At 70.4% G+C, this 25,124-nt stretch carries 24 protein-coding genes; 14 read left to right on the forward strand and 10 right to left on the reverse strand.

Annotation, left to right across the window (positions count from 1 at the left end; translation table 11 throughout):
* Positions 1 to 132: 132 nt before the first annotated feature.
* The 3 genes from MTS1_RS12115 to MTS1_RS12125 all read left to right on the forward strand — a co-directional run bounded on the left by MTS1_RS12115 (position 133) and on the right by MTS1_RS12125 (position 3,490).
* Entirely contained in the window at positions 133 to 1,839 is a 1,707-nt protein-coding gene (locus tag MTS1_RS12115; protein ID WP_023954229.1) for a LuxR family transcriptional regulator, read from the forward strand.
* A 176-nt stretch (positions 1,840 to 2,015) separates the two neighbouring features.
* Positions 2,016 to 2,369, forward strand: a complete 354-nt coding sequence (locus MTS1_RS12120) for a PadR family transcriptional regulator (protein WP_023954231.1) — start codon at positions 2,016 to 2,018, stop codon at positions 2,367 to 2,369.
* On the forward strand, positions 2,366 to 3,490 hold the full coding sequence (locus tag MTS1_RS12125; protein ID WP_023954233.1) for a hypothetical protein: 1,125 nt from the start codon (positions 2,366 to 2,368) through the stop codon (positions 3,488 to 3,490). Before MTS1_RS12120 ends, MTS1_RS12125 begins: the two co-directional genes overlap by 4 nt.
* A 116-nt stretch (positions 3,491 to 3,606) precedes the next feature.
* Here the strand turns inward: MTS1_RS12125 and MTS1_RS12130 are convergent, their stop codons facing one another.
* From MTS1_RS12130 to MTS1_RS12145, 4 genes are all read right to left on the reverse strand, one after another.
* Positions 3,607 to 4,500 carry a carbohydrate ABC transporter permease gene (locus MTS1_RS12130; RefSeq protein ID WP_023954235.1) on the reverse strand — a complete coding sequence of 298 codons (894 nt, stop codon included), beginning with the start codon at positions 4,498 to 4,500 and terminating at the stop codon, positions 3,607 to 3,609.
* A complete protein-coding gene (locus tag MTS1_RS12135; RefSeq protein WP_023954237.1) occupies positions 4,497 to 5,432 on the reverse strand; it encodes a carbohydrate ABC transporter permease in 936 nt (311 codons plus the stop codon). The genes MTS1_RS12130 and MTS1_RS12135 overlap by 4 nt, the downstream gene beginning before the upstream one ends.
* A 71-nt stretch (positions 5,433 to 5,503) precedes the next feature.
* Positions 5,504 to 6,763, reverse strand: a complete 1,260-nt coding sequence (locus tag MTS1_RS12140) for an ABC transporter substrate-binding protein (RefSeq protein ID WP_023954239.1) — start codon at positions 6,761 to 6,763, stop codon at positions 5,504 to 5,506.
* A 59-nt stretch (positions 6,764 to 6,822) separates the two neighbouring features.
* On the reverse strand, positions 6,823 to 7,863 hold the full coding sequence (locus tag MTS1_RS12145) for a nucleoside hydrolase (RefSeq protein WP_023954241.1): 1,041 nt from the start codon (positions 7,861 to 7,863) through the stop codon (positions 6,823 to 6,825).
* 150 nt (positions 7,864 to 8,013) lie between these two features.
* On the opposite strand from MTS1_RS12145, the gene MTS1_RS12150 reads away from it, so the two are divergent.
* Positions 8,014 to 9,042, forward strand: a complete 1,029-nt coding sequence (locus MTS1_RS12150; protein WP_052007695.1) for a LacI family DNA-binding transcriptional regulator — start codon at positions 8,014 to 8,016, stop codon at positions 9,040 to 9,042.
* Between the two features lie 148 nt (positions 9,043 to 9,190).
* Here the strand turns inward: MTS1_RS12150 and MTS1_RS12155 are convergent, their stop codons facing one another.
* The 3 genes from MTS1_RS12155 to MTS1_RS12165 form a co-directional block, all read right to left on the reverse strand.
* The gene (locus MTS1_RS12155; protein WP_023954245.1) at positions 9,191 to 9,646 is read right to left on the reverse strand and encodes a MarR family winged helix-turn-helix transcriptional regulator; all 456 of its coding nucleotides are present in this window, start codon (positions 9,644 to 9,646) and stop codon (positions 9,191 to 9,193) included.
* Positions 9,647 to 9,757: 111 nt separating this feature from the next.
* Entirely contained in the window at positions 9,758 to 10,513 is a 756-nt protein-coding gene (locus MTS1_RS12160) for an SDR family NAD(P)-dependent oxidoreductase (protein ID WP_023954246.1), read from the reverse strand.
* A gap of 31 nt (positions 10,514 to 10,544) precedes the next feature.
* Positions 10,545 to 11,102 carry a TetR/AcrR family transcriptional regulator gene (locus MTS1_RS12165; RefSeq protein ID WP_023954248.1) on the reverse strand — a complete coding sequence of 186 codons (558 nt, stop codon included), beginning with the start codon at positions 11,100 to 11,102 and terminating at the stop codon, positions 10,545 to 10,547.
* Positions 11,103 to 11,190: 88 nt separating this feature from the next.
* Here MTS1_RS12165 and MTS1_RS12170 point away from each other — a divergent pair, with 88 nt between their 5' ends.
* The gene (locus MTS1_RS12170; protein WP_052007697.1) at positions 11,191 to 12,138 is read left to right on the forward strand and encodes a hypothetical protein; all 948 of its coding nucleotides are present in this window, start codon (positions 11,191 to 11,193) and stop codon (positions 12,136 to 12,138) included.
* A 76-nt stretch (positions 12,139 to 12,214) separates the two neighbouring features.
* The gene (locus MTS1_RS12175) at positions 12,215 to 12,481 is read left to right on the forward strand and encodes a hypothetical protein (protein WP_023954252.1); all 267 of its coding nucleotides are present in this window, start codon (positions 12,215 to 12,217) and stop codon (positions 12,479 to 12,481) included.
* A gap of 39 nt (positions 12,482 to 12,520) precedes the next feature.
* Here MTS1_RS12175 and MTS1_RS12180 read toward each other — a convergent pair whose 3' ends face one another.
* The gene (locus tag MTS1_RS12180; protein ID WP_036304788.1) at positions 12,521 to 12,898 is read right to left on the reverse strand and encodes a MerR family transcriptional regulator; all 378 of its coding nucleotides are present in this window, start codon (positions 12,896 to 12,898) and stop codon (positions 12,521 to 12,523) included.
* A gap of 140 nt (positions 12,899 to 13,038) precedes the next feature.
* On the opposite strand from MTS1_RS12180, the gene MTS1_RS12185 reads away from it, so the two are divergent.
* Positions 13,039 to 14,565 carry a SulP family inorganic anion transporter gene (locus tag MTS1_RS12185; RefSeq protein ID WP_023954256.1) on the forward strand — a complete coding sequence of 509 codons (1,527 nt, stop codon included), beginning with the start codon at positions 13,039 to 13,041 and terminating at the stop codon, positions 14,563 to 14,565.
* A gap of 27 nt (positions 14,566 to 14,592) precedes the next feature.
* Here MTS1_RS12185 and MTS1_RS12190 read toward each other — a convergent pair whose 3' ends face one another.
* Both MTS1_RS12190 and MTS1_RS12195 read right to left on the reverse strand, forming a co-directional pair.
* Positions 14,593 to 16,566, reverse strand: a complete 1,974-nt coding sequence (locus MTS1_RS12190) for a sigma-70 family RNA polymerase sigma factor (RefSeq protein WP_023954258.1) — start codon at positions 16,564 to 16,566, stop codon at positions 14,593 to 14,595.
* Between the two features lie 56 nt (positions 16,567 to 16,622).
* Positions 16,623 to 17,165, reverse strand: a complete 543-nt coding sequence (locus MTS1_RS12195) for a hypothetical protein (RefSeq protein WP_023954260.1) — start codon at positions 17,163 to 17,165, stop codon at positions 16,623 to 16,625.
* Between the two features lie 200 nt (positions 17,166 to 17,365).
* Between MTS1_RS12195 and MTS1_RS12200 the strand changes: the two genes are divergently transcribed.
* The 7 genes from MTS1_RS12200 to MTS1_RS12230 all read left to right on the forward strand — a co-directional run bounded on the left by MTS1_RS12200 (position 17,366) and on the right by MTS1_RS12230 (position 25,022).
* The gene (locus tag MTS1_RS12200) at positions 17,366 to 18,808 is read left to right on the forward strand and encodes an HNH endonuclease signature motif containing protein (RefSeq protein ID WP_023954262.1); all 1,443 of its coding nucleotides are present in this window, start codon (positions 17,366 to 17,368) and stop codon (positions 18,806 to 18,808) included.
* A gap of 219 nt (positions 18,809 to 19,027) precedes the next feature.
* Entirely contained in the window at positions 19,028 to 20,416 is a 1,389-nt protein-coding gene (locus MTS1_RS12205) for a helix-turn-helix transcriptional regulator (protein ID WP_233494925.1), read from the forward strand.
* Positions 20,417 to 20,515: 99 nt separating this feature from the next.
* Positions 20,516 to 20,812 (forward strand): hypothetical protein, encoded by a 297-nt coding sequence (locus MTS1_RS12210; RefSeq protein ID WP_023954266.1) that lies wholly within the window; start codon positions 20,516 to 20,518, stop codon positions 20,810 to 20,812.
* A gap of 118 nt (positions 20,813 to 20,930) precedes the next feature.
* Entirely contained in the window at positions 20,931 to 22,418 is a 1,488-nt protein-coding gene (locus MTS1_RS12215) for a UDP-N-acetylmuramoyl-L-alanyl-D-glutamate--2,6-diaminopimelate ligase (protein WP_023954268.1), read from the forward strand.
* 70 nt (positions 22,419 to 22,488) lie between these two features.
* Entirely contained in the window at positions 22,489 to 22,857 is a 369-nt protein-coding gene (locus MTS1_RS12220; RefSeq protein ID WP_036304791.1) for a hypothetical protein, read from the forward strand.
* A gap of 143 nt (positions 22,858 to 23,000) precedes the next feature.
* Complete coding sequence (locus MTS1_RS12225) at positions 23,001 to 24,020, forward strand: SDR family oxidoreductase (protein ID WP_023954272.1); 1,020 nt, start codon at positions 23,001 to 23,003, stop codon at positions 24,018 to 24,020.
* Positions 24,021 to 24,116: 96 nt separating this feature from the next.
* On the forward strand, positions 24,117 to 25,022 hold the full coding sequence (locus MTS1_RS12230; RefSeq protein ID WP_023954274.1) for an endo-beta-N-acetylglucosaminidase H: 906 nt from the start codon (positions 24,117 to 24,119) through the stop codon (positions 25,020 to 25,022).
* The last annotated feature ends 102 nt before the right edge of the window (positions 25,023 to 25,124 follow it).

The following is a 25,124-nucleotide window of genomic DNA, read 5'->3' on the forward strand; positions in this document are numbered from 1 at the left end:
GTCCGGCGGTCACGGCGTGACGGCGAATGCTACTCGCGACCGGGTGGACGCCGCGACGCGAATTCCGACCGGGCGCTGTGTGGTGTCCCTGGCCATCGGGCCTGGCAGACTGACCCGAACCGAAGGAAGCAGATGGCGACGGACCAGCTCATCATCGAGGCCCGCGCGGCGTGGCGGCGGCGCGAGGCCGTGGTCGCGGTGCGCACCGCGATGAGCGCGCACGCGCAGGGTGACGCCGAGGGGCTGCCTCTCGCCTGCTCCATCGCGCTCCGGGCGTATCGCGCCGACCTGCTGGAAGCGCACCGGGCCGACGTCGCCGCGATGTCCGCGGGCGTCCTCCGCGATGGGGTGCTCGCCGTGCTGAGAATCGGCGCAGGAGACCTCGACAGTGCGATGTCGCGCATCACGGCGGTCGCCCGCGACAGCCTCCCGGGAGCGGACCCCGACCCTCTCGGCGAGGAGGGGCCCCTGCTGCCGTTGCTGCTGACCTACCTCGCCACCGGCGCTGCCGCCTCGGGCGCCTGGGTCCGGGCGCGCGAGTGCATCGATGCGGCGCGTGCCGCGGTGGCGACCGCATCCGCTGATGCCGGCGAGGGCGCGGCCGCGCTTCCCCCGTACCTGCACTTCGACCTGCTCGGCCTCGACGCGCTCGTCGAACTGCACACCGGCGGGGGCATGAGCGCACGCCGCGCCCTCGCCGAGACGATCGCGCCCCTCCGGATGCGCAACACCCTCACCGCCGACCACGCGCTCGCGCTCATCTGCCTCGGCAGCATCGAGCACACCGCCGGCCGTCTCGGTGAAGCAGCGATCAACCTGGGCCGCGGCGCCCGGCTCGCTCCCGAGTGGAGACCCGGCGTGAGGATCCACGGTGAGGTCGAGCTCGCGTTCGTCCGCATCCGGCAGGGCCGGTGGCGGGATGCCGTGGATGTCGTGCGCGCGACCGTCGCGCCCCTCGAATCGGTGGAACACGACTGGCTCGAGCCGCAGGCTCTGGCCGTGCACGGGCTGCTGCTCGCTCTTCGCGGCGACCTCGAGGCCGGCGGGCTCGTGCTCGAACGCGCCGAACTGCTCTGCCGGGACACTCCGTCGTTTCTCGCGCACATGGTGCTGACGCACGCCCGACTGATGGTGGCGATCACGCGAAGCGACTGGACCGGGCTGAGGCGGACGCTCGAGGATGCCGCCGAGCCGGGTTACCGGCGGCCGTACCGGCGCGACGAGTGGTGGATGCTGAACCTGCTGGCCGCGTGGCACCTCGGCCGCATCGACGAGTTCCGCCGCGGCGTCGCGATCTGGGCGCGGATGGAGGGTGCGGAGCAGAGCGCGTACTACTGGGCGTACGTGTCGATCCTGGCCGAGTACGACGGGCGGCACCCCGAGGCGGCCGATGCCGTCGCGCGTTCCCTCGACCGCCTGTCGCCCGACCTCGATCCGCTGGGCCGGGCCTGGGTCCGAACGGTGGCGGGCATCTACTACAGCCGCTTCGGCACGCTCGGGGTGCCCGACCCGGTGCGGGCGCTGGCCGCCTATGAAGAGGCCAGCGCCGAACTCTCCGACCTGGGAGCGGCGGGGCTGGCCGAGAGGTACGAAGCCATCGTGGCGCAATCGACCGCCGAGCTGATGCTCGGGGACCGGAGCGGGCAACCTGCGGCGCGGCTGACCGAGCAGCAGCGCAAGGTCGCCCGAGCCGTCGGCCAGGGATACACGAGTGGTGAGATCGCGGGCATCCTGCACCTCTCGAAACGGACCGTCGACTACCACGTCGCCAACATCATGCGCCGGCTCGGTGTGTCGAGCCGGCGCGAGATCGGCCGCGTGCTCGACGATCGGCCCTGACCTGGACCGCCCTGATCTGTGTCGGCCGATGCGCTGTGTCGGCCGGTGCGCGGATGCAAGCGATCGTGTGCGACGCGCCGGGGGAGCGGCATCCGGGCCGGGGTGTCGAGACGGATGCCTTGCATCTCGGCCCGACTCCCACTCTATCTCTAGGTATATAGAGATAGAGTGCGAGCATGCAGCCGCTCAAACGCATCACGCCGGCCACGGTGGACGTGCTCGAGATTCTGATCCTCGAGGCCGACGGAGTGTGGGGGCTGCGCATCGTCAGCAGAACGGGGCGGCCCGCGGGAACGGTGTACCCGATCCTCGAACGCCTCGAGTCGATGGAGTGGGTCACCTCTGAGTGGGAGGTCGACCCGAGCCGCAGCGGACCCCGGCGGCGCCTGTACCGCCTGACGCCGGACGGCCTCGCCGCAGCCCGCGCCGCCGTCGATGAGCATGCGGTGCGGATGCAGCGACGCCGCGCGCGTCGGCAGGAGCCCGAGCCCGGGCGTGGCCGCGGTGACGCGAGGGGAGCGATCGCGTGAACCTCGACCTCGACCTCGTTCTTCGAGCGGTGAGCCGGACGATGCCGGCCGCGTCGCGCGCACGCCATCTCGAGCAGTGGCGGGCGGATGTCGCGGGGGCTCACGAAGCCGGGGTGCGCCGGGGTGACGTCGTGCGCGGCGCGATCGCGGTCGCGCTCACCGCGGATCGCGACGCTCCGATGCTGACCGGTGAGCCCCGAGGCACCGCTTCGCGGAGGCTGAGCCGGCGGGGTGTCTCGCTGCTCGCCGCGGTCGGAGCGACCTCGGCCGCGCTCTGGCTGACGGCGGATCTCGGCTCGCCTGCGGTCGCCATTCCGGCTGTCATCGAGCTTGCGCTCGCCGTCGGACGCTCCGTGCTCAGCGTGGCCCTCTTCGGGGGAGTGCTGCTCGCCATCGCCCTCTTCATCGGCGCGGCCGCGCTGTCGCGATCGGCGGTCGTGAGGGTCGCGTTCGCGGTCACCGCGTTCGGCATCCTCCTGCTCGCGCTCGCCGCGGCGCATCCCCTGGCAGCGGAGGTGAGCGCGGCGGGCGTCGGCCTCACGGTCGGCGGCGCCGCGGTCGGGCTGGCCGCTGCCTGGCGCTCGACGCCGCTCGTCCTGGAGGACCGGTCTTCGCCGCTCGCCCGGCGGCGGCCGGTCGCGATCGCGGGGCTCGTGTCCATCACGGTGTTGCTCGTGCTCGGCGCGCTCGATCTGCTGGTGTGGAACCCGCTCGCCAAGGTGCCCGGCTACGAGTTGAGCGCCATCTACGCCGAGATGATCGCGGCCGACGGTTTCGATCCGGCGCTGGCTGCACAGTCGGTGGCCGTGTGGGGCGGGGTGTGGCTGGTGGCGGCAGCCGCTGTGACAGTCGCCGCGCTGACGAGGGGAGGGGCATGGCTGACGCCCCGCCGGCTCGGCATCCTGTACCTCTCGATCATCGGGGCCGCGCTGTTCCTGCGGCTGTTCGCCGGATTCTCGATCGGGATGTCGGTCGCCGACACCTTCGGCACCTCGGGTGGTGACGTGTCTGCGCTGTCGCAGATCTTCCACCTGGTCGGGCCGATCAGTTTCGCTGCGGCGCTGCTCCTCTTCGGCTGGGCGCCGGGGCGACAGATGACGGGTGTGCCGCTGACGTCCTGAGCCGGTGCCCCGGGTGCGCGGATGCAAGGGATCGCGGGCGACGCGCCGGGTATGCGGCATCCGGACCGGGGTGTCGGGGCGGATGCCTTGCATCGGGGCACGGGTGATTCGCAGCATCAGCCCTTCACGGCGCCGGCGAGAGCCCCCTGCACGAAGTAGCGCTGGAACAGCAGGTAGACGATCAGCACCGGGATCGCCGACATGAAGATGAAGGCGTTCATCGGACCGTAATCGGTGCCGTGCTGGGTCGAGAAGCTCTGCACGGCGAGCGGGATCGTCCAATTGCCCTGGGAGCGCAACAGCGTCGTCGCCATCGCGTACTCGTTCCACGTCGCGACGAAGTCGAGCACGAAAAGCGCAGCCAGCGCGGGTTTGGCCAACGGCAGCACGATCTGCCGGAAGATCCGGAAGGTCGAGGCGCCGTCGATACGCGCCGACTCCTCCAGTTCTTCGGGGATGCCGCGGAAGAAGCCGTACAGGACGAAGATCTGGTACGGGATGCCGAAGGCGAGGTAGGGCAGGATCAAGCCGTAGAGCGAGTCGAGCAGCCCGAGCTCGAGCATGGTGTTGAACAGCGGGCCGAGCCCGATCTGCACCGGCACCATCGAGCCGACGGCGATCACCATGAGCAGCCCACGACTGCCGCGGAATCGGATGCGGGCGAGGGCATACGCCGCGGCGGCCGCGATCGCCAGCCCGAGCGGCACCTTGATGATCGCGATCAGGAGGCTGTTGCCGGCCGTCACCCAGAAGTCGCCGGTGTCGATTGCGGCGGCGTAGTTGCCGAACTCCCATGACGACGGCAACGCCCACAGGGGTGTGGTGTTGAGGTCGGGCTTGGACTTCACCGAGGTCATGAACATGAGAAACAGCGGCAGGAACCACAGGGCCGCGGTGATGGCGAGCGCCACCCACAGGCCGATGCCGACATAGTCGCGCGGTGGGCGGCGCGGGGCGGTCTGGCCGACGTTCGCCGAATCGAGCACGCGTGGGGCGATGGTGACGCTCATCGGTCTTCTCCCTTCATCGACCAGGCCAGATACGGGATGACCAGGGCCAGAGTGACGATCAGCAGGACGGTGGCGACGGCGCCGCCCATCCCGAATTGGTGATTGGTGAACGACTGCGTGTACGACCAGAGCGCCAGGACCTGTGTCGACTGTGCGGGACCGCCGCCGGTCATGCCCACGACGAGGTCGAACACCTTGAGCGAGTTAATGATGGTGAGGATGACGACGACCACCGTGGTGGGTCGCAGCGCAGGAATGGTGACGGCGCGAAAGCGCTGCCAGGCGTTCGCGCCGTCGAGCTTCGCCGCCTCGGTGAGCTCGGGCGGCACGGTCTGCAGTCCGGCGAGGAAGAGGACCATGCTGAAGCCCACGCTCTGCCAGATGTTGGCGACGAAGACCGAACCGAGCGCGAACTGCGGGTCACCCAGCCACGACTGCCCCCACTCGCCCAGTCCCACCGCGGTGAGCGCCTGGTTGACGAAGCCGAGAGTGGGGTTGTAGATCCAGCGCCACATGGCCGCGACCGTGATCGAGGCGAACACGGCAGGGATGTAGAAGACCGCGCGCATGAGGTTGCGGCCGATGAGCTTGCGGTTCAGGCCGAGGGCCAGGAGGAGGGCGATGACGGTCGGGATGAGGAGGGAGGCGATGACCCAGATGACCGAGTTGCGCAGCGCCGTCCAGAACACCGCATCCTGCGTCAGCAGACGGATGTAGTTGTCGAGCCCGACGAACGTCGCTTCCTGCGTCCGGAAGCCCGACCACTCGAAGAACGACAGGCGCACCGCGTCGAGCATCGGGTAGAGCAGGAACCAGCCGTAGAGCACGACCGTGGGGATGAGGTAGGGCAGCGCCAAGGCGAAGCGATGATGCCGCGGCGTGCTGCTGCGCTGCTTCCGGCGTCCCTGTGTGACGAGGGTGACAGTGGCCATGGGACTTCCTGTTCGGGTTCGAGTCCGCGGGGCGGCGCTCCGGTAGTCGCCGCCCCGCGGAGGGGTCGCAGCTACTGCGCGTCGCGGAACTTCTGGAACTCGGCGCCGGCGTCCTCGGGTGCGATGTCGCCGGTGAGCACCGAGTTCTGGATGCGCCAGTACTCGGTCGTCTCGGCGGTAGAGAAGTTCTGGTCGTTGTTGGTGTAGACGCCGTCTGCTGCGTTGAAGAGGTCGGCCCAGACCGCGTTGAGCGGGTTCGTCTCGTCGACCGGGACGTCCTTGTTCACGGACAGGGCGGCCCAGGCATCGCCGACGATCTCCTGGCCCTCTGCGGAGGTGCCGAAATCGAGGAACTCCGCCGCGAGGTCGGCCTTGTCGCTGGCCGCGTTGATGTAGAAGGCTTCGCCGAAGCCGTAGAGCCGGTCGGTTCCGGTCGGGAACATCATGACCCCGATCTCGGCGGGGTCGAGTCCGTTGTCGACGACCTGCGAGTTGTACCAGGTGCCCTCGAGCGACATGGCCGCCTGGCCCGAGAAGAAGAGCTGGGCCGCGTCGTCATTGTTGATGCCGAGGTAGCCGCTGTTGAAGAAGTCGTCGCCCCAGGTCTTGAGCTCGGTGAAGGCCGCCGTGACGCAGGCCTCGGAGCCCCAATCGCCGTCGCCGGTGTTCAGCTCGTCTGCCGTCTCTGCGCCGCACTCAGTCTCGACAAGCGAGTCGAGCAGTCGCATGACGTCCCAGTTGACGGTGCCGCCGAACTCGATCGGCGTGATGCCCGCGTCGGCGAGCTTCTGCGCCGCCGTGACCAGCTCGTCGTAGGTTGCCGGCGGCGTGGTGATGCCCGCCTGCTCGAAGAGCGTCTTGTTGTAGTAGATGCCTTCGCCCTGCTGGCTCCAGGGGACGCCGTGGAAGCCGCCGTACTGGGTGATGCCGCTGAGGGATGCCGGCGTGAAGCGGTCCTCCCAGCCGTACTCGCTGTAGTAGTCGCTGAGGTCGAGGCTCATGCCGGCATCGATCAGCTCGCCGCCCAGGCCCGACCCCTCCCAGTACCAGTAGATATCGGGTCCGGCGTCGGTTCCAGCGACCTGACGCATCGCGGTCTTGTGCTCGTCGACCGAGCGTTGCTCGAGGGTGACGGTCGTGCCGGGGTTCGCCTTCTCGAACGCATCGATGAGACCGGTCATGGCCTCGCCCTGGCTGTCCTCCTGTGTCGGCATCCAGATGACGAGCTCGTCGGCGTCACCGCTGCCGGTGCCTCCGCTCGAGCAGGAGGCGAGCGCGAGGAGGGTCGTTCCGGCCAGGGCGACGACGCCCAGCTTGGAGATGGAGTGCATCATTGCTTCCTTCGTGGTGATGGGTGAATCGGGCGCGGGTCGTCCCGGAGATGAGTGGGTCAGGCGCGGGAGGTCTGCCAGTCGGAGAACTCGCGGAGCTTCAGGTAGAAGTCCTCGAACATGAGGCGTGTGTCGACCCAGGTGTAAACACGCATGGCGCGTCCGTCGGGTCGGCTGACGTATTGACCGTCGTCTCCGATGCGCGGCGTGGGACGAACCTCGTGGCGGCTCGACGAGGAGTCGGCCTCGAACAGTGACTGCAGTGCTGTCAGGAGGACCAGAGGAGAGTCGCCGAGAGCGTAGGTCTCGGCGGGGCCGCGTCCCTCCGCCTCGGCACGGAGCATCACCTCGGTGATCTCGTCGTAGAGGTACGCGCCCAGCGGACCGGCGGTCGCCACACGCAAGCGCAGCTCGGCATCCGACACCAGGCACTGGCGGTAGACGTCGCGAGGCACCTGCCACAGCGACAGGTCGGAATCGCCGAATACGACCTGGGCGGCCACCGGATCGATGAGCAGGTTGTACTCGATCGGCATGGCACCGGGAGGCGGGACGGCGATCCCCTCGTGCTCGCCGCCGCCGATCCAGACGACGGTCAGTCGTTCGGCGACGCGAGGTTCGAGCAGCCATGCCGACGCGAGGTCGGTCAGTCCTCCGCCCGCGACGAAGTACAGCGGACGAGGATCATCGCGCAGCGCCTCGCTGATGAGGGCATCGACCGCCGGCGCGGGTTGCGGTGTGGTGCGGTCGACGAGAGGCTCCTCCGACCCTCGAGCGATAACTCCCGTCGAGTCGAGCCCCATGCGCTCGAAGACGTCGGCGATCACCTGGACCGCGTGCGTCGCCGTGTCGGGACCTTCGTCGAATGGGTCACCTGCGCGCAGGTGCGATCCGATGACGAGGGGGATCTCGACGCTCGGTGACAGGAGGTGGTGCACGAGCTGGAAGAGATCATCGGGATCGCCCGAGAAGTCGTTGTCGACGATGACCCGTGCTCGCGGCGCACCGAGGGGGGCGATCGACTGCCAGGGAGCGGTACCGAGCGTCCAGCGCGGTGCGTGCGGGTGGGCGGATGCCGTGGTGGCGGGGATCCTCGTCATCGTCGACTCTCTGTTCATGTGGCGTGACCGATGCAATCAAAACCGGTTGACCAATTTCAGTGATCGATAACCTACGGGTAGAGTGATCGATAACCTATCGGGCGGCGGAGCCCGTTACTGAATCGTTACCGACGGCGCGGGGAGGCTGATGTGACGAACACCCGATCGACCGCGGGCCGGCCGAGCATGGCGGACGTCGGACGCGCGGCAAGGGTGTCGGCCCAGACCGTCTCTCGCTACTTCACCGGTACCGGCTACGTCAGCGCCCAGACGAAGGAGCGCATCGCCGCCGCGGTCGACGAGCTCGGCTATCGCTTCAATCAATCGGCGCGGAACCTGCGGACGCGCCGCTCCGACACGGTGGGGGTGCTCGCCCTGGGCGCCCTCAACTACGGGAGCGCGGGCGTGCTGACGGGGCTGAGTCGTGCCGCGCGCGAGGCCGACTACACGCTGTCGATCATCGAGCTCGACCTCGAGTACGACGCCGGCGACTGGCAGGACGAGGCGCAGCGAAGCATCGACCACTTTCTGTCGATCCCCGTGGACGGCATCGTGCTGTCGACTCCCGTTCAAGGCGCCGACGACCTCGTCGCGTCCATCGGCGCCGAGACGCCCATCATCACGGTGTCTGAGCTGCCGCCGTCGATCGATGCATCGGCGAGCACCCACTCGCACGCCGCCGGACTGGACGGGACGCGTCACCTGCTGAGTCTCGGGCATCGCCGCATCCTGCACGTTGCGGGGCCGGGGACGCGCAACGAGGCGGTGGAACGCGAGCGCGGGTACCGCGACGCGATGAGCGAGGCGGGGGTCGAACCGGACGTGCTCGACGTGTCGACGGATTGGTCATCGGTCTCGGGCTTCCGCGCGGGCGAGGTGGCCGACCCCGCCCGTTTCACGGCGGTGTTCGCCGCCAACGACGAACTCGCTCTTGGGTTCATGAGCGCGATGGAGCGGCGTGGCCTGCGGGCGCCGTACGACTACTCCATCGTCGGCGTGGACGATATGCCTGTCGCCGCCTACTTCTCACCGCCCCTGACGACGATGCGCCTCGACTTCCGGGCGCTCGGAGCCGACACGTTCCGCATGCTTCATCACGAAATACGCACAGGACAGCGCCCCACGCACCTTGTGGTCGAGCCTCAGCTGATCGTGCGGGGGTCAACCGCCGCCGTCTAGGCGGCACCCGGCCGGCGTATGTGTCGCGTTGTCCCGCGCTCGAATGCAAGGGATCGCGGGCGACGCGCCGGGGACGCGGCATCCGGGCCGGGGTGTCGGGGCGGATGCCTTGCATCGCGGGCGCGGCGCGCCGCTCGGCCGAGGCGTGTCAGGCCGCTTCGGCGGCGACCCGCATGCGCGAGAGGAAATCGACGAGCACGGCGGCGGATCCGGGCGGCATATGGGCGATGACGTCCTCGACGCGATGCTGCACGTCCGATCCCGACTGGCGCAGGCGCTCGACCGGGCGATCGCCGAGCGTCACGAAGACCTTGCGTCTGTCGGACGGATGCGGCTGCCGCCGGAGATACCCGGAGCGCTCGAGGCGATCGAGCATGGCGGTCGTGCTCGCGGACGAGATCCCGAGCTCTTGGGTGATGTTCGACGGGGTCAGCGCGATGTCGCGGTCCTGTGCCTCGATGAGCTTCTCGAGCGCGATCAGGTCGTTCTCGCACACGAGCATCGAGTCGCGCAGGCGCAGTCGAATGGCGCCCTCCGCGGCCTCGTACGCCCACAGCGCGTCGAGGACTGCCGATGCCGACGATGTCTCACCCTGCACTGCCATGACGACTCCCCGTGTTGATCGACCTAGCGGCTCAGTCTGTCCGAGCCCCGGGTCGAAGGGGAGCCCTTCCCGTGGGAGCGCTCACCTGGTATGGGCGAAGGAAGGTGAGCCTCAGTGGACCGAGAAGCCGCCGTCCACGGCGATCGACTGGCCGGTCACATAGGCCGAGCCCGGGCCGGCGAGGAAGATCGCCGCGGCGGCGAAGTCGTCGGGCAGGCCGTTGCGGCCGACGAAGGTGCGGGCGGCCAGTGCGTCGACGACGTCGGGGTCGCTGGCGAGGCGCTGGTTGAGGCGTGTGAGGACGAAACCCGGGACCAGCACGTTCGAGGTCACCCCGGCTGCCGACCACGCCTCCGCCTGCGAGCGGGCGAGACCCTCGAGGACGGCCTTCGATGCGCCGTAGGCGCCGCTCGACGCGAAGGCGCGGCTCGCCTGCTGCGAGCTGATGGAGATGATGCGGCCGTGCTCGCGCTCGATCATCCCGGGGGCCAATCGCCGGCCGAGGATGAAGGGCGCGTCGAGGTTGACGGCCATCGTGGCGTCCCAGGCGGGTTCATCGAGCTCGAGGAGGGGAGGGCGGATGTTGATGCCCGCCGAGTTCACGAGGATGTCGATGTCGCCGGCCTGATCGGCGAGCTCGTGGCAGCCCGCGCGCGAGGACAGGTCTGCGACGATCCCCGACGCGCGCCCGCCCTCGGAGCGGATGCGCCCGACGGTCTCGTCGATCAGGTCGCGACCGCGGGCGGCGATGACGACCTCGGCTCCCGCGGCCGCCAGTGCCTCGGAGATCCCGCGGCCGATGCCGGAGCTCCCGCCGGTCACGAGGGCGCGTCGGCCGGAGAGTCCGAAGAGGCTGTGGAGGTCCATCGCCTCAGCGTAGACAGATTCGGTCGACGCTTCAGGCGAGCGATCGGGCCTGCGCGACGACGGCGTCTCGGCGGGCGTCCGCGGATGCCGAGCCCGTGATGAGCGTGACCAGGTGGGGGAGGCATCCGTCGGCCGTCGCGATCGCGATGATGCTCACCAGCAGCTGCGCCGCCTCGTCGCGGGAGCGGCCCGGCAAAGCGGCAGCAAGAGCGTCGACCATGGCGGCGCACCCCTCGGCACGGCTGGGCCCCGACACCGGCGCATCGAGCTCGAGACTCTCCCACGACAGCAGGCGTGCGAGCTGCGGGTGCGACGCGGCTCGGTCGTAAAGGTCGTGGGCGAGCCCGCCGAGCGCGTCGGCACCGGTGCCGCGGATCTCGATGCCGTCGAGGAGGCGGTCGACCTCGGCGGCGAGCACGGCGCCGAACAGGCCCGCCTTGTCGACGAAGTACGAGTAGATGCGCTCCTTGTTCACCCCGGCGGTCCGGGCGATCGCCTCGACGCGCGCGCCGGCGTATCCGCGCGCGGAGAAGTGCTCGGTCGCGGCTTCGAGCAGGCGGCGCCGCGTCGCCTCGGTGTCCCACGCCATGATCCGAGCCTAGCAACTCCAACCTTCTGGTTGGCGTGTTCGACGTTCTGTGCGTACGGTGGTCTCCAACCAGACGTTTGGGGTTTTCATGTCACAGCTGTCCGTTCTCGTCCTCGGGTCGCGCGGAGCGGTCGGCGCTGCCGCCGCCGACGCGCTGCGCGCCGGCGGCCATGCTGTCGTGGGTGCATCGCGCCGCCCTGGGCCGGGCGGTCTCGCCGTCGATGTCACGACGCTCGAGGGCCGCGAGGTGCTCGCCGCCGCCGCGCGCCGAGCGGATGCCGTGATCGATACGAGCGGGCTCGAGATCACCGCGGTGCAGGAGGCGGTCGGTTCGACGCCTCTTGTCGACGTGTCGGCGACGGCATCCCACCTCGCTCGGCTCGCGGGCGGCGTCGCCGACGGCGGGGCGGTTCTGCTCGGGGCCGGGATCGCGCCGGGGGTGAGCACCGTTCTGGCGAGCGCGCTCGGTGCCGCCCTCGGCGACGATGTCGACGTCACGGTGATGCTCGGGGCCGGCGAGCCGCATGGTGCGGCAGCCGTCGACTGGACGGTCCGGCTCGCCGGCGCGCCGCTCTACGCCGCGCCGGGGGCTGAGCGGATCGTCAACCTGCGGTCGGTCCGGCGATTCCGGTCGGCGGCGGAGAATCGAAGATATCTCCGTGCGGACTTCCCCGACGATCTGTTGTGGGGCTCGCGGTCGGGCGTCGCCGTCCGGAGCTGGCTGGCGCTCGACAGCAGGGTGGCGACGGCTGCGCTGCGCACCGTCTGGGTCTTTCCACTGCTGGCACCGTTGCTTCGCCGCGCGCCGCATCTCGGCACGAGTCGCTGGCGCGTCGGCGCCGTCCATCGGCAGAGCGGCCGCCGGTTCTCGGCCTCGGGAGAGCGTCAGTCGCTGGCGACGGGGCGGATGGCGGCCCTCGCGGCGACCCGCATGGTCGAGCGCGGTGTTCGCGGGGTCGTGACCATGGCGGACGTCGTCGGCGTCGACGACATCCGAGGCGTGGCGGGTATCGGCGTCGACTGCGGCGAAGGCTGAGCTGACGCGACCGGCGCGCCGAGTGTCGACGGCGCGCCCTGGCGAGTATCGAAGATGTGTTCTATCCTCGGTTGTCATGACCGACACGACGAGCGCCCATGACGTGACCCTCTGGCTCGTCGACGACATCCCCGCGCGGATGTTCTACGCGGGCCGGCGCTGGACCGTCAGCGACATCCCGACCCGTCTGCGCGACTCGGTCTGGTCTCTCGCCGCCGACGATGACCGGCGACGCGGGCTCTACGGCTGGCGCTTCCAGGCGACGGATGCCGACGGCGAGGCGTTCGTGTTCGACGTGTACTGCGGCGCGGGCGGGTGGCACGTGCATCGGGCCTACGCGTGAGCTGCGGCAGCGGGCGGCGGCGTCCCGGTGCGAGACCGGTCAGATGTCGCCGAGTTGCGCGAGGAACTCGTCGGCCATCGCGACCTGGCGGGTCAGCTTCTCGCGACGCTCGGCCGCGCCGGCCCGGATCGCCTCGAGGCGCGCGCGCAGCTCCGCGTCGGCCGGGGTGGCGGTGAGGGCATCGACGACGTCGAGCAGCTCCCGCATCTCGTCGAGGCTGTAGCCGAGGGGCTTCATGCGTCGGATGAGCAGGATGCGGGCGACGTCGGTCTCTGTGTAGAGGCGGAACCCGCCCTCGGTGCGCGCCGACGGGGTGACGAGGCCGATCTCGTCGTAGTGCCGGAGTGTGCGGAACGACATCTCGGTCCGCTCGGTCACCTCTCCGATGCGCATGGTGACCTCATCGCGATTCGACATCAAACCTCACGTTACGTTAGATTCTTGTCGGCGCCGTTCCGCGCCGACCCCCTTCATTCTTCCCGCGTCGGACAGCCGGCGCTGCGCGCGCTCGCGCGATCGCCCGCCCGCCCTGCCGGGCACCGACCGAAAGGCACCGCGTGACCGCCGTCACCCCCGCCCGCGACAGCGCGTCGCGCTACCGCATCGAACCCACCGTCGTGCAGGCCCTCCGCAGCCCTCGGCTGCTGACGCGCGAGGTGCTGGCGGGGCTCGTCGTCGCCCTCGCGCTCATCCCCGAGGCGATCGCGTTCTCGATCATCGCCGGCGTCGACCCCCGCGTCGGGCTGTTCTCGTCGTTCGTCATGGCGGTCGCGATCGCGTTCCTCGGTGGACGCCCGGCCATGATCAGCGCCGCCACCGGCGCGATCGCCCTCGTCATCGCGCCCGTCGCGCGCGAGCACGGCATCGACTACCTCGTCGCCACCGTCCTGCTCGGGGGGGTCATCCAGGTCGTGCTGGCGGTGCTCGGCGTCGCGAAGCTCATGCGGTTCATCCCGCGGTCGGTGATGGTGGGCTTCGTCAACGCGCTCGCGATCCTCATCTTCCTCGCGCAGCTGCCGCAGCTCTTCGGTGCCGGCATCCCGTGGCTCGTCTGGCCGCTCGTGGTCGCGGGACTCGTGATCCTCGTCGTGCTGCCCCGGCTGACGAAGGCGATCCCGGCCCCGCTCGTCACGATCGTGCTGCTCACCGCGGCCGTCGTGGCTTTCGGTTGGCAGGTGCCGGCCGTCGGCGATCAGGGGGAGCTGCCCGCGAGCTTGCCCGAACTGTTCGTGCCCGACGTTCCGCTCACGCTCGAGACGCTCCGCATCATCGCGCCCTACGCCCTCGCGATGGCCGTCGTGGGTCTGCTCGAATCGCTCATGACCGCGAAGCTCGTCGACGACATCACCGACACCCACTCGCGCAAGACCCGCGAGGCGCTCGGTCAGGGGGCCGCGAACATCCTGTCGGGTGCGTTCGGCGGGATGGGCGGCTGCGCCATGATCGGGCAGACGATGATCAACGTGAAGGCATCGGGGGCGCGCACGCGCATCTCGACCTTCCTCGCGGGGGTGTTCCTGCTGATCCTCGTGCTCGCGCTCGGCGACGTCGTCGCGATCATGCCGATGGCGGCGCTCGTTGCGGTCATGATCATGGTCACGGTGGCCACGTTCGACTGGCACAGCATCCGGCCCGCGACCCTCCGGCGGATGCCGAAGAGCGAGACGGCCGTCATGCTCATCACCGTCATCGCGACGGTCTGGACCCACAACCTCGCGGTCGGCGTCATCCTCGGCGTGCTCGCCGCGATGGTGATGTTCGCCCGTCGCGTCGCGCATCTCGTCACCGTCACCCGCCGGCTCGACCCTGCCGGCGAAGAGCCGGTGGCGCGCTACGAGGTCGACGGCGAGCTCTTCTTCGCCTCGAGCAACGACCTCACGACGCAGTTCGCGTACGCCGAGGACCCCGAGCGCGTCGTGATCGACATGAGTCGGTCGCACGTCTGGGATGCCTCGACCGTGGCCGCGCTCGACGCGGTCGTGAACAAGTACGACCGGCACGGCAAGACCGTCACGATCGAGGGGCTCGATGCCGCGGCATCCGCTCTGCACGGGCGCCTGACCGGCAACGTCGGTGGGCACTGACCGCGTGGGCTGCGTTGCGCGGTGTGATCAATACGCCGTGAACGAGACGAAGGATGCCGGCCCGAACCGCCCCGTGGCGGGATCGAGGTAGCGCACCCCGAGCATGACGGGGCCGGGAGCGGGGACGGAGAAGCGCGCGGTCACCGCACCTTCGCCGTCGAGGCGCATGAGCTGGCTGCGCCAGGGCGTGGCATCGCCGACCCTGGCGCGTTGGACCCGGAGGTTCGGCTCTCCGGAGATCCTGAGCTCGAACCCATCGGCCAGGACCGCGGCGCCGGCGAGAGGTGAGGTCGGCACCGGCGGCGGCAGAACGGAGACGGGGGCCGATGCGCTGAGCGGGGAGGTCCGGCCGGCGCTGGTCTGCCGTGCGGACAGCTCATGGTCGCCCGCAGGCAGGTAGGCCGCGGCATCCGTCTGGTCGCGTCCGTTCGAGAGATCTGAGACCGACCATGCACCGGTTTCGTCCGAGGTCGTCCGGGCGCGGACCGTGCCGGTCTCGTCGACGATCTCGATGGCGGCTCCCGGTTCGGCTCCCCCGGAGATGAGCGGGTAGACGCTCGGCCCCGCACCGGTGTCGACCGTCATGGTCGGCGCGGGCAGGATCGGTGCGGGGGTCGGGCTGGGCGCTGGGGTCGGTGCGGGGGTCGGGCTGGGCGCTGGGGTCGGTGCGGGTGTCGGGGTCGGGCTTGCAGTCGGGGTCGGTGCGGGTGTCGGGGTCGAGCTTGCACCCGGGATCGGGCTGCTGGGCACCGTTGGGCTCGGGCTCGGGCTCGGGCTCGGGCTCGGGTTGGGCGCCGGGGTCGGTGCGGCTTCGGCCGGCGACAGGCGGGGGAGGATGCCTGCACGGGGAGCGGTCTCGGCATCATCGGTATCGGACCGGCCGTCGGTGAGCGGTTCGTCCCCGTCGTGGGGAGGCGCGTCGGATGGCGCGGTCGGCGGTGTAGAGGTCTCGGAGGCGGTGGGCGGGTCATTCGCGGCGTCCGTCGCGGGATTCGACGGATGCGGCAGCGCCTCGGTCGTGCTCGCGGGCAGCTCCGCCGGACCGAGGAGCGGCGCGGCGAAGGCGATCGCCGTCCCGGCCGCGGCGACGACCGCGAGGTGAAGCAGGGGATGGCGCCACCCCGAGCGCGCGGCGGAGCTGCCGGGGCGGAGGTGGCCCGGGGTGCTGACCGCGCCGGCTGCGCCGCTCGGGCCGAGCGCGAAGGTCGCGACCTGCGCTGCTCCCGACTGAGTCCAGGCGGCGTACGACGCGGTGGCGGGAATGCCGACGACGAGGGGCAGCAGCACGAGCGCCAGGCGGGACGACACGTCGCGCGCTTCGGCCCACGCCAGCGCGCAGCCGTCGCACTCCGCGAGGTGCTGTTCGACGCGCCGCGCGTCGCGCCGCGCGAGCGCGGATCGCGCGTGGGTGCCGAGCATCTCGAGAGTCCGGCGGCATTCCTCCGAGTCGGCCCGGCGCAGCTGAGCGGAGACCCAGGCATCGCGGAAACCGCGCCGGGCGCGCACGACCAGGGCGGATGCCGCGTTGGGCGCGAGCCCGAGCAGCGGAGCGAACTGCCGCGGTTTCAGGCCATCGACCTCGCTGTACCAGAGCGCTTCCTGCCAGCGGGTCGGAAGCGTCGCGAAGGCCGACGCGACGGCGCTCGACTCGAAGCCCGCGATTACCGACCGTTCGGTGTCGGGCGACGCCTCGTCGGCCGCATCCTCGAGATCGGTCGCGAACGTGCGCTGCTGCTGCGCGCCCCACTCGTGCGCCACGTTGCGCACCGAGGTGAGCAGGTAGGGGCGGAACCCCATCGACGGGCCGCCACCGCGCCGGATCGCCGACAGGATGCGAGCGAACGCCTCCGCGACGACATCGTCGGGATCGAGCGATGAATATGCGCGGGCGACGGCGTGAGCGGCGGCCGAGTGGCGTACCCACAGCTCACCGTAGGCATGCTGATCGTGGTTCCGTGCGCGCTCGACGAGGGCGTCATCGGAGGCCGGCTCCGTGGGCATGGCCGTGTTCCATCCGTTCGAATGCCATCCGGACCCCGACCCGGATGAGAATTCACTCATCGTAGCGAGTCGAACTGAGAGGGCGAGGAGCCCGGTCGCGGGTTCAGGTGCGGTCTCAGCCGGGCGAGCGGGTCTGCCGACGAGCGTTCCGCGTCACCGATCGCCTCGAAATTGCGGAGGTGGCGGGTCAGCGCCGCAAACGTCTCGGGTGTGAACGCATCGCACGAGAGCACTGCCGCGACCGCTCCCTCGTCCCGCAGCTTGTCGACCACGAGGATGAGCTGCGCAGGGCCGGTCTGATCGTCGATCGTGCGGGATGAGCAGACGAAGCCGACGTGACCGCGCTGCCACGTCCGGTCGCGCCAACCCTGCCATCCCCACACCACGCGCACGGCGGCGCCGCGGACCTCGATGCGCGACGGGCGGATCGCGCCCTCGGGGGCAGACTGCCGAGCCGCGCGCGTCCGCCGGCTCGCCCAGAACGGGGCGCGGAAGACGGCGTCGCCGGCCCGGTCGCGTCGGAGTGCTGCGCGGGGCTGCGCGCCGGAGCCGACGACAGCTGCGGGTGATGCCGGAAGAGCGTTGGTCGCTGCGTACATGCATCGAGAGAAGCCGGATGTCGCGAATCGTGACGCGGAACGGTGAAATCTCTTTGCCCGGGTGAGTTCGGCGCTGGCGGGGGTTCGTCGGCTGGTTTCGCTTGCTCGTCGATTCCTCCCCGGAATGGGGCTGGTTCGTCCTATTCTCAGGAGAAGATGTGTCCGATCATAATGTCTGAGGGTGCTGTCACAATGGGAACATGACATCGAATAGCGCTGGGAGGCTCGGAGACGGCGCGGCCGCGGATGCGTCGCCGCACGCCGAGGCCCTCGCGGGATTCGCCGACGCGCTCGACCTGGTCCACGCCGGGGATGTCGCGCGGGTTCGGGCGTTGGCGGAGCTGGGCTGGTCGGCGTTGCGTGAGGCTCGCCGCGATGGGGTGCGGGGGATGGCGTCGGACATGGAGCTGCGTTCGGTCGCGGCCGAGGCGGCGGGGATGGCGCGGCTCACCGACCGGCGGTTGCAGGGTGAGATCGACCATGCGATGACCGTCATCGACGACTATCCCGCGGTGTTCGAGGCGTGGGTCTCACGGCGGATCGAACGCGGACATGTCGATGTGGTCGTGCGGGTCGGCGCGGGGGTGCCGGTCGAGGTGCGGTCGGCGTACGCGGAAGCCGCGATCATGGTGTGCGAGCGGGACGTGCCCTCCCGGGTGCGCGGCGCGCTCGAAGCTCTCGCGGCCCGGCTGCACCCGCAGACATTCACCGAACGGCATAAGACCGCGGCGGCGGAACGGTGCGTGCGGGTGTTCCATGGCACGGACGGGATGTCGAACCTCGTCGCGAACCTGCCCACGGTGATCGCGGCGGGGATGCTCGACCGGCTCACGCAGATGGGACAGTCGGTGAAGGACGCCCGGGTGGAGAGTTCCGGAGCGGACGGGGGCGCGGCTGCTGGCGCGGATGTTGCTGGCGCCGGCGGCGCGGATGGCCCTAACCCGGGCGATCCGGATGCCGCCGGGTCGGGCGAGCCCGCCGACACACGGACCATGGATCAACTGCGGGCCGACATCCTCGGCGACCTCGTCCTCGGCGGAGCACCGGTGGTCGACCCGACCCACGGCACCGACCGTGCCGGTGGACTCGGTGCCATCCGGGCACGCGTGCAAGTCGCCGTCACCGCCGAGACGCTGATGGGGCGCGATGACAACCCCGCCGAAGCTGTGGGCGCTGCGCTGATCGATGCCGAAACGGCGCGGCAGCTCGCCGGGCAGGTCAGCGAATGGGACCGGCTGTTCATCGACCCCGTCACCCGGACCCCGGTCGAGATCGACACCTACCGGCCTACCGCTTCAATGAAGAAGCTTCTGATGGCCCGGGACCAGCACTGCCGGTTCCCCGGATGCCGACGCGCCGCCATCCGCTGCGAAATCGACCACACCATCGATCACGCCCTCGGCGGGCACACCCACATCTTCAACCTCGCCCACCTCTGCCAGCGGCACCATTCGATGAAGCAATTCACGAAATGGGAAGTCCGGCAGCTCGGCGGCGGAGTCCTGGAATGGACCTCACCCCTCGGACAGGTCTACCGCGAAGACGTACCCATACCCGCGGTGTGCTTCACCAGCGACACCGCGAACCCGCCACCGGATGCGGGAACCGGCGGACTGCTCCCGGGTGAGCCGCCACCATTCTGAACCTGCATCCGGGGTGGACAGCCTTCCTCGGCGCGGGCAGTGCGTCCACTGATGCTCCGGATTCGCGTCACGATTCGCGTGACACGGCTTCTCTCTCGCGACGATGCGACAGTCGCGTCGCATCTCGAGCACCTCCGGAGGCCCATCGTGACGATCGAGCGCCGCGCCATCCTGCATCCGAGCCGCACCCATGAACTACGCGCGACGGCACATCGCGTCGTGAGCGGCAGCCTGCCCGGGGCCCGCTCGGGGTGGCCGACTCAGGTCGACCTCGCCCGGCTGCGCACACTCGACGTGGGCACGACGCCGCAGCTGTGGACCGAATCGAACATCCACCTGCTCGAGGGCATGCTCATCGCACACGTGCGGCTCGACGACCTCGATGGCGCGCTCGCCCTCATCGACGCCCACTTCACCGAGGGCCGTCTGCGCGGGCGCGCCGTGCTGGGGCTCGACTCGATGGCGTCGCTGTTCGCCGCCGTCGCCGAGGCCTACGCCTCGGCCGGGCGCCCGCGCGACGCGGGCCTATACGTCTCGCGCGCACTCACGTTCGCCGACAGCGACACCGTGCGCTACCGCGCCGCCGCCGTGCAGACTCTGGCCCTGGCGGTGAACGGCGAGTTCGCATCCGCGAAGTCCGCTCGAGAGGCCTGCGCCGAGCTGTCGCGGTCGAACCGCTGGAACGCCTCGGACACCGACCATGCCCTCGCCCTCGCCGACATCATTCTGGCGGTCGGGGCCGTCGACGCGGCCCGGGTCGAGCGTGCCGCGGCAGTGCTTCGTTCGCTCGCGCCGCGAGATCCGTATGCGCAGCACGCCGCCGCCACCGCCGACGCCATCGCTCAGGTGATGCTCGGCGATGTGGTGACGGGAGCCGCGGGCCTGCGGACCGTGCTCGGTGGCGCCTGGTCGCACCTCAGCCACCGACTCGTGCGACAGCTCGCGCTCTCGGTCCTCGCGGAGGCGACGCTCGCGCAGGGCTCAGCCCGTCGTGCGCTCGCGCTGCTCGACACGCAGGTCCCGCCTGCCAGCCACGCGGTCTGCTTCAACGCTCAGCGCGCGGCAGCGTACCTCGCACTGGGCGACGATCGCGCGGCGCTCGAGGTGACCGACGGATGCCTCGAGCTCGGGACCGAGCACTGCCCGCGCACCCTCGCGATCGTCCTGGTGCGGCGTGCCGTCGCTCGCGACCGCCTCGGGCAGCGCGAGGTCGCCGACGACCTGTTCGACGAGGCGTGCGGCCTCGCCGTGCACGCCGGCGACCTGGTCGGTCCGTTCCTGACGGTCCCGCAGACGCAGCTGACGCCGCTGCGGGAACGGCTTCGCGCGCGCCACCCCGATCTCGCGGCACGGGTCGCCGAGGCGAGTGATCGGTTCCGGCTCCTCGAACCCCGCGCGTCGGCGCAGGCGCTGCCCGCCCTGACGCCCCGCGAGCGGTCCGTCGCCTCCGCGCTCCGCGGCGGCAAGACCTATGCCGAGATCGCGGGCGAGTTCACCCTCTCGGTCAACACGATCAAGACGCAGCTGCGGTCGCTGTACGCCAAACTCGGTGCCTCGACCCGCGACGAGGCGGTGAGCATGCTCGAACGCCACGGCTTCTACCTCTGAGCGCGAGCCTCGCCGTGCCCGGACCGCTCGATGTCGGCTCCTTGCAGCGGCGGACGTCAAGCCGGCCCGCTCCTGCCCGGTCGCGCTTAAGCTCAAGCAGTGGGCAGATTCTTCTACGACAACGCGGCCAACTTCGTCGAGATCGACGATCGTGCGCTCGCACACCTCCGGCTGGTCCTGATGACCAAGCTGCGGCGCGGTGAACCGCTGATGTTCGAGACGACGTCGCCGCACGGCACGAGCCGTCGCGACTTCTGGCTGCACCCCACGATCTCGGTCCAGTTCCAGTTCGCCGGCAGCCGCCAGCCGCAGATCAACCCGAAGTGGATCGACGCACTGATGGAATCGGCCAACAGCGCCGACGGCCTGCGGATGGTGCCCGAGCCCCAGGCTTGATGACCGCAGGCTTACGCGGCACTTACGTTACAGTGCCAATCTCAGGCTCCGACGTGTCCTTCCCGCGGGTGATCACCCGCTCATGGGAGCGTCGGGTCAGAGAGCAGTGGGGCGGTACATGCAAGACGCTGGGGAGGGTCGGAGCCTCGACCCCGATTGGTGGGCGACGGGGGTCGCCGGGGGGAACATCGCCGGCGGGCGGCTGCGCGGCGACAGCCGCACCGTCCGATCGGGCGACGTCTTCGTCGCGCTCGGCCGCGACGAACGGGTCCGCGGCCACATCACGCAGGCGCTCGAGCGCGGCGCGGCTCTGGTCCTGACCGACGCGAGCGTCACGCACGTGGATGCGCGCGTGCGCGGCATCCCGCATCTGGCGACGGTCATCGGGCGGCTGGCCGACAGGTACACCGGGCACCCGTCGGCGAGCATGACCCTCGTCGGCGTCACCGGCACGAACGGCAAGACCTCGACGGTGCAGCTCCTCGCCCAGAGCTGGGAGCTCCTCGGACAGCGCGCCGCGACCATCGGCACGCTCGGCGCCGGCCTGTTCGGCGCCCTCGCCAAGACCTCGCTCACGACGCCCTCGGTGGTCGACATGCACGAGCTCCTCGCCGACATCCGTCACGCCGGCGCCGACGCGGTCGCGATCGAGCTCAGCTCGCACGCCCTCACCCAGGGGCGCGTCGACGGCTGCCACTTCGACATCGCCGCGTTCACGAACCTCACCCGCGACCACCTCGACTACCACGAGTCGATGGAGGCGTACGGTCAGGCCAAACAGGGCGTCTTCCGGCTGCCCGGGGTCCGCGCGGCGGTGCGGAACCTCGACGATCCCTACGTCGCGGCAGTCGCGCTGCCGATCGGGATCGAGGACGTCGGCGTATCGACGGGCGGCGTGCCCACGGCGGCAGTCCGAGCCGACGACATCCGCGTGCGCCCCGACGGCGCCGACTTCGCCCTCACGATCGACGGCGCGCGCTTCGACATCGCCTCGCCGCTCATCGGCCGCTTCAACGTCGACAACCTCACGATGGTCGCGGGCATCCTCCGCGCGCAGGGCGTGGCGCCCGACGCGATCGCGCGAGCGGTGGGCGCGATCGGCCGGGTTCCCGGACGCATGCAGGTCGTATCGCCCGGCGCCGGGCCGCAGGTCATCGTCGACTACGCCCACACCCCCGACGCTCTGCGGCAGGCGCTCATCGCCCTCTCGGGCGGCCCGGGCCGGCTCACCGCGGTGTTCGGCTGCACCGGCGACCGCGACCGCGGCAAGCGGCCCGAGATGGCCGTCATCGCCGAGGAACTGGCGCATGCCATCGTCGTGACCGACGACGATGTCCATCACGAGGACGGCGACGCCATCGTCGCCGACATCCTCGCCGGGTTCCGCTCGGTCGAGAACGTCCGCGTCGTCCGCGACCGTGCCTCGGCCATCGCCGCGGCCGTCGCCGATGCGGGACCCCGCGACACGGTCCTCATCGCCGGCAAAGGCCATGAGTCGGTGCAGATCGTCGGGGACGACGCCGTCGCCTCCGACGACGTCTCGATCGCCGCGGGCGCGCTTCGCGCATGGCGCGAGACGCACGCGCTGCTCCCCGACGGACGGTAGTTCGATTCATCACCGTATCCAGCCGGAAACGGCGGGTTTTTTCATTCGGGATATGACAAAATTCCACGTGATGAGCGACGACATCCCTCGGGTCCCCGTGCGGACCAAGACCCTCCTGGAAGAGTGGGTCGCCGAGTTCCTCGAACAGGGGAAGACGCCCGGCGTCACGGTCAAGGTCGCCATCCAGGACGGCTCGGACGGTCTCGACACCGGACTCGTCATCGTCCATCTCACGAACGCGCCCGCCGACATCTACATGCAGCCGCGAGCCATCGACGATCCCGAGTGGGAAGCGACGCTCACGGCGCGCTCCGACGACCTCACCCTCACGCCGTACCAGATGGCGGGGCTCGCCGCCGAGGTCGCCTTCGCGGGCAACCTCTGCACCTTCCTGCAGTTCAAGTCGATCGAGTGGGACCGCATGACGGGCATGCGCTGAGCGCGCCACGACGGTTCCTCGAGACGCTTCCCCTAGACCATCGCGCCCTGCCTGGCAACGGCTGCGTTCCCCCGTGCTCGCGTGCCGACAATGGTCGCGATCGCGAGCTTCCACCGTGGATGCCTCGGTGGAAGGAGATCGTCATGGCCGCAACGAGCGGGCGCGGAGTCGCCGTCGTCACCGGAGGAAGCGCGGGCCTCGGGCGAGCCATCGTCCGCGAGCTCGCACGCCGCGGCTGGGACGTCGCCGTCCTGGCGCGCGGGCGTGACGGGCTGGACGGCGCCGTCGCCGACATCGAAGCGGCCGGGCGGCGGGCGCACGCGGTGCCGGTCGACGTGGCCGACGCGGATGCCGTCGACCGCGCCGCCGCCGACGTCGAGAGCGCCCTCGGTCCGATCGACCTGTGGGTCAACAACGTCATGTCGGGCGCGATCGCCACGTTCCTCGACACGTCGGCCGACGACTTCGACCGCGCGACGGCCGTGACCTACCTAGGCACCGTCAACGGCACGCGCGCGGCGCTCCGGCGGATGCGCGACCGCGACCGCGGCCACATCATCCAGATCGGATCGGCGCTCGCCCACCGCGGCATCCCGCTGCAGGCCGCCTACTGCGGGGCGAAGCACGCGATCCACGGGTTCACGGATTCCGTCGTCTCCGAGCTCACCCACGAGAAGAGCCGCGTCGCCGTCTCGATCGTCGACATGCCCGCCCTCAACACGACCCAGTTCGGGTGGGTGAAGTCGAACTTCTCGCAGCATCCGCAGCCCGTCCCGCCCATCTTCCAGCCCGAGGTCGGAGCGCGAGCCGTCGCCGACGTCGCCGACCGGCCCCGCCGGCGCACGTGGGTGGGGGAGTCGACCGTCGGGCTCATCCTCGGCACCCGCGTCGCGGGCCGCTTCCTCGACTGGTACCTGGCGAAGAACGCGTGGGAAGGCCAGTTCGCGCCGGGCTCGGCGGCATCCGGGACGGCCCCGAACCTGTACGAGCCGGTGCCGGGCGACCACGGCGCCCACGGTGCGTTCGACGATCGCGCGCGCGGCGGGAGCGTGCAGACCTGGGCCATCCGCCACCGCGGCCCGCTGTACGCAGCGGCATCCGCCGCCGCATCCGCGGCGGTCGTGGGAGCCATCGCCGGCGCGAAGGCCGTGCTGCGGCGGTGACGAGCGCCGGCTCCATCGTTGACTAATCCGGTTAAGTCCGGTTCGCTGGCACGCGTCGGCACCTCGCCGGCGACAGCGAACTCAATGAGGAGCATCATGTCGAGGATCCCCCGTCCCGCCCGCCGTTCCGCCGCGCTCGCCGCCCTGGCGGCGGCCGCTCTGGCCGCAGCCGGGCTCGCGCCCGCGACCGCGGCCACGGCGGCATCGACCGACCCGCTGACCGTGGCGTACGTCGAGGTCAACAGCAACGAGCTGCGCACGGTCGGCGACTACGAGCTCGCCGACGGGTCGAACGCCTTCGATGTCGCGATCATCTTCGCGGCCAACATCAACTCCGACGGCAACGCGGCCACACTGCACCTGAACGATCAGGTGACCGCGACCCTCGAGAACGCCGACACGCAGATCCGGCCGCTGCAGGACAAGGGCATCAAGGTCACCCTGTCGCTGCTCGGCAACCACCAGGCCGCCGGCTTCGCCAACTTCCCGTCGCAGCCCGCGGCCGCCGCCTTCGCCGACCAGGTCGCCGCGGTGGTCGAGCAGTACGGTCTCGACGGCGTCGACATCGACGACGAGTGGGTGTCGTACGGCTCGAACGGCGTGCCGGCGGCGAACGCCGATTCCGCGCGCTGGCTCGTCGACGCGCTCGATGCGAAGCTCCCCGCGGGCAGCATCATCTCGCTCTATGACATCGGGGAGGCGGCCGCGAGCCTGAAGTCGGCTCCGGCATCCGTGCTCGACAAGCTCGACTACATCTGGAACCCCTACTACGGCCAGTACAACGTTCCCGCGTACCCCGGCGTCGGCAAGGACCGGCTCGGTCCCGCCGCGATCGATCTGACGCAGACATCGGCCGCCACAGCGGCGAACCTCGCCCGTCGCACCGTGCAAGAGGGCTACGGCGTCTATGTGACGTACAACCTGACCGCGGGCGACCGCAGCGCCTACGTGTCGTCGTTCACTCGCGAGCTCTCGGGACAGGAAGCGGTCTACGTCGGCTGATGCTTCCCGTCTCTCCGAAGAGCCCCCGGGTCCGCCGCGCCGTCCCCGCTTTCACGCCCGCCGACACCGCCGAGACCGACCCGCGTCGCTGCTTCCGCATCG

This window comes from Microbacterium sp. TS-1 (genome assembly GCF_000509385.1).
GTDB lineage: Bacteria > Actinomycetota > Actinomycetes > Actinomycetales > Microbacteriaceae > Microbacterium > Microbacterium arborescens.